We start from the raw sequence: 10749 nt of genomic DNA, 5'->3' as shown, positions 1-10749 counted from the left end.
GATCAAAAGATCAAAAGATCGCAGGCTTCGCCAGCTCCTACAGTGTGCCGCTGCCTACCTCAGCAGATACACCGGAAAGCATTCGCACAGGTGCATCACCCGGCGCCGGGTGTTATCCAGGCGTGCTGCGTTGTCTGGCTGTTCCAGCAGGTCGGCGATCAAGTTCGCCACTTCGGCACATTCCGCTTCGCCAAATCCGCGTGTGGTCAGTGCCGGCGTGCCGATGCGAATGCCGCTGGTGATGGCCGGTTTCTGCGGATCGTTGGGGATCGCATTTTTGTTCAAGGTGATATGAGCACTTTCCAGCAGCGCCTCGGCGTCTTTGCCGGTGATGTTCATCGCGCGCAGATCGAGCAGAAACATGTGGCAGTCGGTACCGCCGGACACCACCCGCAAGCCGCGTCGGGTCAGGACGTCGGCCATGACGCGGGCGTTGTCGATGACTCGCTGCTGGTAGTGCTTGAACCCGTCGCCCAAGGCTTCGTTGAACGCCACGGCCTTGGCGGCGATGACGTGCATCAGCGGGCCGCCCTGGTACACCGGGAAAATCGTCTTGTCGAGCAGGGCGCCATATTGCGCCTTGGCCAGGATCAGGCCGCCCCGCGGGCCGCGCAAGGTCTTGTGGGTGGTGGAGGTGATGAAGTCGGCGATGCCAACCGGCGACGGATACACGCCGGCGGCGATCAGGCCGGCGTAGTGGGCCATGTCCACCATCAGGTAGGCGCCGATTTCATCGCAGATCTTGCGAAAGCGCTGGAAGTCGATGGTGCGCGAATAGGCCGAGGCTCCGGCGATGATCATCTTCGGCCGGTGTTCCCTGGCCAGGGCTTCCATTTCTTCGTAGTCGAGGGTTTCGGTTTCCGTGTCCAGGCCATAGGAAAATGCCCGGTAGATCTTGCCGGAAAAATTCACCGAGGCGCCATGGGTCAGATGGCCGCCATGGGCCAGGGACATGCCCAGGATGGTATCGCCGGGTTCAAGTACCGCCAGGAAAACCGCCTGGTTGGCCTGGGAGCCGGAGTGCGGCTGCACGTTGACGTATTCGCAGTCGAACAATTTGCGAGCCCGTTCGATGGCCAGGTTCTCGATTTCATCGACGACCTTGCAGCCGCCGTAGTAACGCTTGCCCGGATAGCCTTCGGCGTATTTGTTGGTGAGCACTGAGCCCTGGGCCTGGAGCACTTCTTCGCTGACATAGTTTTCCGAAGCGATCAGCTCCAGGTGGGTTTCCTGGCGGTTGCGCTCGCGGTCGATCAGGCGGGCAATGGCGGGGTCGAAATTTTGCAGGCTCATGGTGCGATTCCTTAGATAAGCGCTTCGGCCAGCGGCGCAGTCACGTGATGCGGCAACACCCGTGGCTGGCTTTTGGTCGAGTCGGATAGAAAAATGGAGGTGTCTTTCAAACCGCTGCCGGTGATCAGGATCACGGCGGTTTGCGGTGTGTCGGGGTGTGTTTCGGCGTACTTGAGCAGACCGGCGAAGGCACTGGCGGCGCCGGCTTCTGGAAACACGCCGGTGCTGGCGGCCAATCTCGAGGCGGCTGCGACGATGCTCGGGTCGCTGACACAGATGAACTCACCGCCGCTGGCGGTGACCGCACGCATGGCCTTGAGGCGATCACGCGGCAGCGCCACATTGATGCTGCTGGCCAGGCTGGTGGGGGGGCGGCGTTCGGTTTTCTGCATCGAGCGGTCGTTGCGCCAGGCGCGGTACATGAAATTGCTGTGCTCGGCCTGCACCCCGATCAAGCGTGGGATGCGTTCGATCCAGCCCAATTGCAGCAAGTCGAAAAAGCCTTTGTAGACCGAACCCAGGATGCAGCCGTTGCCGACGGGCACGAACACCAGGTCCGGCACCTGCCAGTTGAGTTGTTCGCACATCTCGAAGGCGACGGTTTTCTTGCCTTCGCTCATGTACGAGTTGATCCCGGTGGTGCGGTTGTACCAGCCGTGCTCTTCGCAGGCGTTGAGGCATTGCTCGAAAGCTTCGTCATATTGCCCGTCGACCAGCACGATCTCGGCGCCGTAGCCCTGCATCTGCGCGAGCTTTTCACGGGGCGCGCTCTTGGGCAGGTAGATGACGTTGCGCAAGCCCAGGCTGGCGCTCATTCCGGCCAATGCCGAGGCGGCATTGCCAGTGCTGGCCACCGCCACGGTGCGGGCGCCGGATTGCATGGCGTGGGCCACCGCCAGGGCGCTGGCACGATCTTTCAACGACCCGGTCGGTTGCCGCGATTCGTCTTTTACGAAGACTTTGATCCGGGCGCCTTTACCGAGCAATTCCGGGCGCGAGTACAGCGGCGTGTTGCCCACCAGTAACGGTGGAATGAACTGCGTCGAGCTCAACGGCATCAAGCGGTCATAGCGCCACATGCCACGGGCGTGGTCATGGGCCAGGCTGTCCCGGGACCATTCGCGCTTGAGTGTCGGGTAGTCGTAAAGCGCGTCCAGGGCACCATCGACTTTGCAATGAGGGCAGTAATAGCTGACCTCATGGGGCTGGTAGCTTCGATCGCAAACCAGGCACTGCAATACATACTCTCTGTACGAATTTTTCATGGTCACCCTCTGAAAGTACGCTGTGCTGGTGCTTTCCTTGCCAACGTCGGTCCAATTCGCCGGACCGACGGGCACTCCGCTGACGGAAGGTGTTTCAGATCACCATGATGGCGTCGATGGCAACCAGGGTATTGCGTGCCAGTGCACTGGCGCCGGCGGTGGTGCGGGCCGGGTAGGGTTTGGTGAAGTACTCTTCCATGACGCGGTTGAGGGTCGGGAATTCATTCAAGTCAGTGATGAACGCCGTGACCTTGACCACGTTCGCCAGGGTGCCGCCTGCCGCTTCGGCCATTTGCACCAGGTTGTCGAGGGTCTGGCGCAGTTGGCCTTCGAAATCCTTGGCCAGCACTTCGTTGTTCAACGCCGAGACCGGGGTCTGCGCCGACAGGTAGATGGTCTGCCCGTGATTGACCTTGATACCCTGGGAATAGGTACCCAGCGGCAATGGCGCCTTGTCGGTGAAAATCACGTTCTCTTCGCCAAGGAAAGGTTTGGCGGCGGGCTGGATTTGAGCGGTGGTTTGCATAGTGACGTTCCTTGTTAAGTGGATTGGGGTTAATGCAAATCGGCAACCTGCTTGACGGCCAGGCTGGAAAATTCCTCGTCGCGGCAACGGGCCGGGGAAAAATGCTGGTAATTGAGTTGCAGCGCCGCCAGGTCGTCCGGCATGGCGATGCCCAGCGCCGCATGGCTGCACAGGCGTGCAATGGCGGGCGCGGCCTGGATGCCGTAGCCACCGAGGGCGGCGAGCCAGATAAAACTCTCTTGCTGCGGATCTTGGCCGAGCACCGGCGAGCGGTCGGCGACGAAGGTTCGCAATCCCGCCCATTTGTTGATGATCGAGCGTGGGCGCAGGCGCGTGGTGTTTTGCAGGCGATCCATGGTGATGGCCAGGTCAAGCTCTTCCGGCAGGGCGTCGCAGGGCAACGAGGGGCTTTCATCGCAAGGGGAGACGATCAGCCGCCCGGCTTCAGGCTTGATGAAAATATCCTCGTCGACCGTGCCCAGGTAGGGCGTGTGATGCACGTCACATTGTGGGTCGACCGCCAGCACGGTGCGCCGCAACGGTCGGACACCGACCTTGGGCACGCCGCAGCGCTCGGCGAGTTCATCGGCCCAGGCTCCGGCGGCGTTGACCACGATGGCTGCTTGCAATGGCTGGCCGTCCTGGGTCTGCAGGTGCCAGTGCCCGTCGCGATATTCGCCACGCAGCACTTCGGTCTCACGCTTGATCACGCCACCGCGGGCCCGCAGCCCACCGAGGTAGGCGCCGTGAATACCGTGCACATCCAGATCGAAGGCGCTGGGCTCGTAGATCCCTGCGCTCCAGGCGCCTTCGGCGAGATAGGGGACCAGCTCCTGCACTTGCTTGTCGTCGAGCAACTCGGCCGTGGGCACTTGGCCCAAGACGGCGCTGAAACGCGCTTTGAGTTTGTCCACCCGTGCCGCTTGGGCCACGATCAGCGCGCCCCGGGGCGCCCATAGCGGATGCTCGGCCAGGCCCTCGGGGGGATTTTCGAAAAAGCGCCGGGACGCGCAGGTCAGTGAGCGGATCTGTTGGTTGCCGTAGCTTTCCATCGAGATCGCGGCTGAACGCCCTGTGGTGTGATAAGCCAGTTGTTGTTCCTGTTCGAGCAGGCAGACACTGCCATGGGCCGCCAATTCATAAGCGACAGACACGCCGGCGATACCGCCACCCACCACAATGAAGTCGTAACGAGCGGTCATGGTCGGCTGCCCTCGGCGATAACGGCGGCTTTGCGTTCGCGGGTGTAGGTCAGCACGAAGTGCGCCACGAGGCCGAAGATCAAGCCCCAGAATGCGGCGGCCAGGCCGAGGAAGCTCATGCCCGAAGCCGTCACCAGGAAGGTGATCAGTGCAGCTTCGCGTTGTTTCTCGTCAGCCATGGCGCCGGTCAGCCCGGCACTGATCGCGCCAAACAAGGCGAGGCCGGCGAGGGAGGCGATCAATTCTTTCGGCAATGCGGAAAACACCGAGGCCAGGGTGGCGCCGAAGGTACCCATCAGAATGTAGAACACCCCGCAGGCGATCCCGGCCATGTAGCGTTTGTCGCGGTCTTCGTGGGCTTCGCGGCCGGTGCAGATCGCTGCGGTAATGGCCGCCAGGTTAAAGCCGTGGGAACCGAACGGGGCCATCAGGACCGAGCCAATCGCGGTGACCGAAATGATCGAGCGTGCTGGCGTGTTGTAGCCCGAGGTGCGCAACACCGCCATGCCTGGCACGTACTGGCCGGTCAAGGTCACCAGTGCCAGTGGCAAGCCGATGTTGATGATTGCGTGCCAGTTCCATTCGGGGGCGATGAAGACCGGTTGGGCCACGGCGATGGTGATCGAGCTGCTGTTGAGTTCACCGAATGAGGCGGCCACTGCGCAACCGACGATCAGCACCGACAGGATCGCGTAGCGTGGCGAAAAGCGCTTGAAGACCAGGTACGCCGCGATCATCGCCAGCACCAATGCCGGCTGCAGCTTGATCGAGGTGAACAGCTCGGCGCCGAAGCGGAACAGGATGCCGGCGAGCATGGCGGCGGCAATGGCCTTGGGCAGGCGGCTCATCAGTTTGTCGAACGCACCGGACAGACCGACCAGCGCGATGATCACCGACGCCACCACATAGGCACCGATGGCCTGGGGCAGGGTCACGGTGGGCAGCATCGACACCAGCAACGCTGCCCCCGGTGTCGACCACGCGGTGATGACCGGAACACGCAGGCGCCAGCTCAGGAACAGGCCGGTAATTCCGCTGCCGATGGAAATGGCCCAGATCCATGAAGACACCACGTCGTTGGGCAGGTGCGCTTCCTTGGCTGCCTGGAACACGATGATGAGCGGGCCGGCGTAGGAGATGATCACGGCGATGAAACCCGCGATGACCGCTGACAGGGATAGATCCTTTCTGAATGTGTCCATGATGTCTCGACTTGGCGCGACAGAAGCACGCAGTGAATGATTGAGTCGATTGCTTCGATTCGGAATCAGTGTATTTGAATGAATTGAGTTGATTCAATAGGGAGCGGGATTGTTACGAGATATTTTTCTGCTATGACGGACGGTTTTTGCGATTTTTTAAAGTTAACTGATTGATTTTTAATAATAATATTTGTTCTAAAAATTTATTCGTGTCGCATTGAGAAACGATTCAATAATCGAATCAATCGATTCAAATGGCTGATTGCGTCGAATTATTAGTTGCCTAACCTCCATGTGATATGCTCGGATATTCATCATTTCTACGATGGGCAGTGATCATTCATGTGGGTTCCCCAGCTAAGCGAGTTCAGCCAGCCGATGTATTTGTCGATTGCCGATGCGTTGGCGCGCGATATCAACAACGGCGTGCTGAACGAGGGCGATCGCCTGCCGACCTTGCGGGAGCTGGCCACCACCTTGAATGTCACGCCGGGCACCATCAGCCGGGCCTATAGCGAAGCTCATCGGCGTCGGTTGGTGCAGGGGGAAGTGGGGCGTGGCACCTACGTGCTCAACCAGAAGCAACTGGAGCTGCCGGCCAGCAACAGCGCCGCCGCGCCGCTGAACCTGGGGCAATCCGAACTGCTCGACCTTTCGATCATCAAGCCCTACAGCGAAACCCTGGAGTACTGGTTGCGTGGCGCGCTGGTGGGCATGGCAAAGAGCACCGATTTCGCGCGCGCACTCGATTACGCGCCGGATGGTGGGCACCCGGCGCATCGCGAGGCCGGGGCGCAATGGTTGCGTCATTCATTGCCCGACGCGCAATGGCAGCAAGTGGTGATTACGGCAGGGGCCCAGCATGGCTTGATGGTGGCGATGAGCGCCCTGACCAACGCCGGTGACCTGGTGCTCTGCGAAGCGCTTTGCTACCCGGGGATCATTTCCCTGGCCCATGGCCTGGAACGCCGCCTGCGTGGCGTGCCGATGGATGACGAAGGCATCATTCCCGAAGCATTGCGCGAACTGTGCCTGCGAGAGAAGCCGGCGATGCTGGTCTGCGTGGCGACCTGCCAGAACCCGACAGCGGCGATCATGTCGCAGAAGCGTCGGGCCCAGATCGCCGCGCTTGCCGAGGAGTTCGATTTCATCATCCTGGACGATGACATCTATGGTTTCCTTGCCACCGATCCGTCGATCAAACCACTGTCGGCTTTTGCGCCGGACCGTTCGGTCTACCTGACCAGCTTGTCGAAATCGGTCATGCCGGCGCTTCGCGTCGGTTATATCTACAGCCCGCCGAAACTGCTGTCGCGCCTGACCTCGATGGTGCGCAGCAGCGTCTGGATGCCGTCACCATTGACCGCGCAGTTGGCCAGCAATGTGATTACCGAGGGCCTGGACAAGAAGCTGATTCGTATCCAGCGCAACGAGGCGGCGGGAAGACAAGCCATCGCCCGGGAAATCTTTGCCAATTTCGAGCTCAAGACCCAGCCATATTCCTATCACGTCTGGTTGACGCTGCCGGAGCCCTGGACCAGCGACGAGTTCACCATGCTCGCCCGGGCCAACGGCGTATTGGTGCTCAGCGGCACCCAGTTCCAGGCTGAGCGCTCAGGGACCACCCGCTGTGTACGGCTGGTGTTGATGTCCCCTACCAGCCAGGACGAACTGCGTTTCGCCCTGACCAAGCTGGCGAGCCTGATCGATTCGGATCCGCGCCGTTATTACTAAAAAAAGATCGCAGCCTTCGGCAGCGCCTACGCGGTGTAGGCGCTGCCGAAGGCTGCGATCTTTTGGTCATTCGTCCGACGGATTGAGCAGTTCGGACAAGGCGTCCGGCTGGCTCTTGAATGCCTTGGCAAACACATCGCGATTCTTCGCCATGTAGATCCCGGCTTCCTCGACCTGTTGCTCGCTCAGCGATGGAACGGCTTTTTGCAACACCTCGGCCAGCAATTCGGCGAGTTCCAGCATTTTGTCATGACGGTCAGCTTCGGCTTTATCCATGAACAAGCGCTCCAGATCTCGGCTGCTGCGGTATACCACTTCGACGGCCATTCACCACCTCACATGCCTTCACATTGGTTGTCTTTGTGACTACTGTATTTATATACAGGCAAAAGAATAAGCGAATCCTGTTGCTTTGGATAGTGGCTTTTTAATGTAGACCGATTTCGACATGTGAGGACAAGGCTTGTGCAGGAGCAAAGCTTGTGTGGGAGCAAAGCTTGCTCGCGATAAGGCCGCATGAAGCTCGCAAAAGTGCCGGATGCCAGCCTATCGCCATCTCACCCTCAGTCGCTGGCCTTTTTTCTGCATGCAGAACAACCGTCACGTCCAACCCGCATCATCCGGTCGAGCCGACCTAAGGAAACTACATCGTGAAAATCAACTGGGCCGAGAACCTGCGCCAGAACGTGCATCAGCTGGCCGAATCCCTGGGCAACCTGTTCGTCGAGACCTTCCATTACCTGGCCCTGTTCGCCATCGGTGCGGTGACCGCGTGGGCGGCAGTGATGGAATTTTTGCAGATGATCGAGGCGGGGCACATCAAGATCGATGACATCCTGCTGCTGTTCATCTACCTGGAATTGGGGGCGATGGTCGGGATCTACTTCAAGACCAACCACATGCCGGTGCGGTTTTTGATCTACGTGGCGATCACGGCGCTGACGCGACTGCTGATTTCCAACGTTTCCCATCACAGCCCGCCAGACCTGGGGATCATCTACCTGTGCGGGGGCATCCTGCTGCTGGCGTTTTCGATCCTGGTGGTGCGCTACGCTTCGTCGCAGTTCCCCTCGGTGAAGATCGAGCACCCACACCGCAAGGTCGGCGCGGGTTCCAGCGAGCATGCCGAAGTGGAGAAAGGAGAAATCTAGATCCCGGCGGCAGAGGACGCCGGCCCCTGCGCGTGCGGTGGTGGCAGCTTGATGTTGTCACCGCCGGTCATGGCTTCGAGGATGGCCACGGCGCTGTGGCCCTGCTCGATGGCGATACCGAACTGAATGCTTTGCACCAGGCGCTTGAGCCGCTCCGGGTCGTTGCGCTGCTGGGCGCTGATCATGCGTTTGGCGACGATGCGCCCGCTCTTGGACAGGGTCAGCATGATGCTGCCGTCCAGGCCTTGGATACTCAGGTTGATTTGATAATGCGGCGCAAAGGCGTCGGTAATGATCTGAAAAGGGTTGTCCATGATGCGTCACCGCCTGATTGAACGTGCAGTTGTTGACCGGCCGTGATCGGGATTAGTTCGCAACACCGGACCACCGGCCATTCCATGATCGTATTCATCTCAAGATTCCAGGGGCCGGGCAGGCCTCAAGATCAAAAGATCGCAGCCTGCGGCAGCTCCTACAGGGAGTTAGCAAGTGGCATGCCGGAAAAACTGTCGGACAATGATCCCGGAGCCTGGGCGCCAAACGCTCTGGAATGCGGCTGTGGCCGCTGCCCGTTTCGGGGCAATAAAGCGTGGATGTTCGCTGACGGTGCAGGAGGGGAGGCGATAGGCGGTGGGATAGCGGGGCGGGGCAACTCCCGACATTAACAGCGCTTTTGCCCGTTGTCTGGCTTTATTTGCATATGAATATTTATCTTTTTTTAGGGCTTGAATTGTTCTTCCGCCAGCCCGACTCTGTATTCAAGGGGTCGTTGCATCAACGTCGACGGCTCCCGGCGAGCTAGCTGAAATAAGGGATGAACTATGCAAATCCAAGTCAACAGCGATAACCATATTCAAAGCAGCATCCGACTGGAGGAGTGGGTACGTACTACCATCGAAAGCACGCTCGAACGTTATGAAGAGGACCTGACACGGGTCGAGGTTCATCTGCGGGACGAGAACGGCGATAAGCCGGGTCCCCATGATCTGCGTTGCCAGCTTGAAGCTCGGCCGAAGGGCCATCAGCCGGTCTCCGTGACGCACAAGGCCGAATCGCTGGAGCTGGCGATAGAAGGCGCGGCCACCAAACTTGAAAATGCCCTGGAGCATTTGTTCGGCAAACTGCGCGGCAAGCGCGCCGCCGATTCGACGCCAACTGAATCCGTAGCCTTGGCCGATGCGCTGCTGGAAGAGGAATTCCTGGAGAACGAACGGGCTGCCCTTCACGGCTGAAACTTCGTTCATTTCACGTGCGACTGAAAAACGGGCCTGCAATCGCAGGCCCGTTTTGTTTTTATCGGTCTCGCGCTCCTGCAGTGATCACATTCTCCTGTGCGGGCTTGCTCGCGATGCCGATAGCCGGCGCTAGCGCAAAAACGCCTGCCGATACTCCCCAGGCGTCGCCCCCAGGGCTTGGCGGAAACGATTGGTGAAGTGGCTGGCGCTGGCGAATCCGCAGGCCAATGCCACGTCGCCCAGCGGTTGTGAGGTGGTGCGCAGCAAATGCCGCGCGCAGGTCAAGCGCCTAGCCAGTACATATTGATGAGGTGGCAGCCCGAAGCTTTCGCGGAACATCCGCGCGAAGTGATATTCGGACAACGCACACAGCGCCGCCAATTGGCCAAGGCTGATGGCGTCGGCCAGGTGGCTGTCGACGTAATCCACCAGCAACCGCCGCTGATGAGCGGCCAGGCCACCTTTGAGGCGAAGCCCCTGGCGCTGGCCAACCTGGCTGAGCAGCAGGTGATTGAGCAAGTCATGGGCCAGGCTGGTGGTCAGCAAGCGCTCACCGGGTTCGTCCCAGTTCAGCGCGATCAACTGGCGAAAACGCTGTGCCTGTCGCGGGTCGTCGAGGAAAGTCTCCTCGTGCAGTTGTACCTGCCTGGGCTCGCGGTCCAGCAGCGTGACGCAACCAAGGGCAAATTGTTCAGCGCTGAAATACAGGTGAGCGAGGCGAATGTCGCCGTTGATGACCCAGGCTGACTCATGCCCGGCCGGCAGGATGCAGAGTTTGTCGGGCGCCCCTGTGGTGTCGGGCCGCTCGCGGCGAAACGTACCGGTGCCGCCCGCGATGTAGCACGACAGCGTATGGTGCGTTGGCGCCTCGTAGTCCCGGGCGTCGTGGTGATTGCTCCACAAAGCGGCCGCCAAGCCGTCCCCGAGCTCGGCGCTGTGCTCCAGACGAGCATTGGGCGAGCTGTTGAGGGCTTGAAAGACTTGCAGGGTTTGCAGTGTGGACATGATCGGTTCTCCAACGCCTGCATCCTACTCCGTCGGCCCATCCGTGCCAGCCTGGCAGCGGACAAAAACCGCAAGTTTACGCAAGTGCTGCAGCAGCAGTGGCGTGACACTGGGCGTCATTGTCAGGAGCCGTCGC

At 60.2% G+C, this 10749-nt stretch carries 11 protein-coding genes; 3 read left to right on the top strand and 8 right to left on the bottom strand.

Features of this window, described 5'->3' with window-relative positions; translation table 11 throughout:
• Positions 1-54: 54 nt before the first annotated feature.
• From glyA to AC09SL_RS25240, 5 genes are all read right to left on the bottom strand, one after another.
• The gene (gene glyA, locus AC09SL_RS25260; RefSeq protein ID WP_058543594.1) at positions 55-1293 is read right to left on the bottom strand and encodes a serine hydroxymethyltransferase; all 1239 of its coding nucleotides are present in this window, start codon (positions 1291-1293) and stop codon (positions 55-57) included.
• Positions 1294-1304: 11 nt separating this feature from the next.
• Positions 1305-2558, bottom strand: a complete 1254-nt coding sequence (gene thrC / locus AC09SL_RS25255; protein WP_058543595.1) for a threonine synthase — start codon at positions 2556-2558, stop codon at positions 1305-1307.
• Positions 2559-2652: 94 nt separating this feature from the next.
• A complete protein-coding gene (locus AC09SL_RS25250; protein WP_058543596.1) occupies positions 2653-3084 on the bottom strand; it encodes a Rid family detoxifying hydrolase in 432 nt (143 codons plus the stop codon).
• Positions 3085-3113: 29 nt separating this feature from the next.
• Positions 3114-4286 (bottom strand): NAD(P)/FAD-dependent oxidoreductase, encoded by a 1173-nt coding sequence (locus tag AC09SL_RS25245; protein ID WP_058543597.1) that lies wholly within the window; start codon positions 4284-4286, stop codon positions 3114-3116.
• Positions 4283-5488 carry a benzoate/H(+) symporter BenE family transporter gene (locus AC09SL_RS25240; RefSeq protein WP_058543598.1) on the bottom strand — a complete coding sequence of 402 codons (1206 nt, stop codon included), beginning with the start codon at positions 5486-5488 and terminating at the stop codon, positions 4283-4285. The genes AC09SL_RS25245 and AC09SL_RS25240 overlap by 4 nt, the downstream gene beginning before the upstream one ends.
• Positions 5489-5830: 342 nt before the next feature.
• On the opposite strand from AC09SL_RS25240, the gene AC09SL_RS25235 reads away from it, so the two are divergent.
• On the top strand, positions 5831-7222 hold the full coding sequence (locus tag AC09SL_RS25235; RefSeq protein WP_058543599.1) for an aminotransferase-like domain-containing protein: 1392 nt from the start codon (positions 5831-5833) through the stop codon (positions 7220-7222).
• 66 nt (positions 7223-7288) lie between these two features.
• Here the strand turns inward: AC09SL_RS25235 and AC09SL_RS25230 are convergent, their stop codons facing one another.
• Positions 7289-7549, bottom strand: a complete 261-nt coding sequence (locus AC09SL_RS25230) for a YebG family protein (protein ID WP_003205410.1) — start codon at positions 7547-7549, stop codon at positions 7289-7291.
• Between the two features lie 323 nt (positions 7550-7872).
• Here AC09SL_RS25230 and AC09SL_RS25225 point away from each other — a divergent pair, with 323 nt between their 5' ends.
• The gene (locus AC09SL_RS25225) at positions 7873-8373 is read left to right on the top strand and encodes a phosphate-starvation-inducible protein PsiE (RefSeq protein WP_047699631.1); all 501 of its coding nucleotides are present in this window, start codon (positions 7873-7875) and stop codon (positions 8371-8373) included.
• Here AC09SL_RS25225 and AC09SL_RS25220 read toward each other — a convergent pair.
• Positions 8370-8687: a DUF3509 domain-containing protein gene (locus AC09SL_RS25220; protein ID WP_058543600.1), complete on the bottom strand. Its 318-nt coding sequence runs from the start codon at positions 8685-8687 to the stop codon at positions 8370-8372. The two genes, AC09SL_RS25225 and AC09SL_RS25220, sit on opposite strands and share 4 nt — an antisense overlap.
• Before the next feature lie 507 nt (positions 8688-9194).
• Here AC09SL_RS25220 and AC09SL_RS25215 point away from each other — a divergent pair.
• Positions 9195-9605, top strand: a complete 411-nt coding sequence (locus AC09SL_RS25215; RefSeq protein ID WP_058543601.1) for an HPF/RaiA family ribosome-associated protein — start codon at positions 9195-9197, stop codon at positions 9603-9605.
• 132 nt (positions 9606-9737) lie between these two features.
• On the opposite strand, the gene AC09SL_RS25210 is transcribed toward AC09SL_RS25215, so the two are convergent.
• Complete coding sequence (locus AC09SL_RS25210) at positions 9738-10613, bottom strand: helix-turn-helix domain-containing protein (protein ID WP_058543602.1); 876 nt, start codon at positions 10611-10613, stop codon at positions 9738-9740.
• Positions 10614-10749 lie beyond the last annotated feature (136 nt).

It is taken from the genome of Pseudomonas sp. PF05 (assembly GCF_056521845.1).
This window is presented reverse-complemented; position numbering and strand designations above follow the sequence as displayed.

Bases quoted from the DNA above. Each gene is read 5' to 3' on its own strand.
- AC09SL_RS25245 (WP_058543597.1), bottom strand. From the start codon at position 4,286: ATGACCGCTCGTTACGACTTCATTGTGGTGGGTGGCGGTATCGCCGGC.
- AC09SL_RS25235 (WP_058543599.1), top strand. From the start codon at position 5,831: ATGTGGGTTCCCCAGCTAAGCGAGTTCAGCCAGCCGATGTATTTGTCG.
- thrC (WP_058543595.1), bottom strand. From the start codon at position 2,558: ATGAAAAATTCGTACAGAGAGTATGTATTGCAGTGCCTGGTTTGCGAT.
- AC09SL_RS25230 (WP_003205410.1), bottom strand. From the start codon at position 7,549: ATGGCCGTCGAAGTGGTATACCGCAGCAGCCGAGATCTGGAGCGCTTG.
- AC09SL_RS25220 (WP_058543600.1), bottom strand. From the start codon at position 8,687: ATGGACAACCCTTTTCAGATCATTACCGACGCCTTTGCGCCGCATTAT.
- AC09SL_RS25250 (WP_058543596.1), bottom strand. From the start codon at position 3,084: ATGCAAACCACCGCTCAAATCCAGCCCGCCGCCAAACCTTTCCTTGGC.
- AC09SL_RS25240 (WP_058543598.1), bottom strand. From the start codon at position 5,488: ATGGACACATTCAGAAAGGATCTATCCCTGTCAGCGGTCATCGCGGGT.
- AC09SL_RS25215 (WP_058543601.1), top strand. From the start codon at position 9,195: ATGCAAATCCAAGTCAACAGCGATAACCATATTCAAAGCAGCATCCGA.
- glyA (WP_058543594.1), bottom strand. From the start codon at position 1,293: ATGAGCCTGCAAAATTTCGACCCCGCCATTGCCCGCCTGATCGACCGC.
- AC09SL_RS25210 (WP_058543602.1), bottom strand. From the start codon at position 10,613: ATGTCCACACTGCAAACCCTGCAAGTCTTTCAAGCCCTCAACAGCTCG.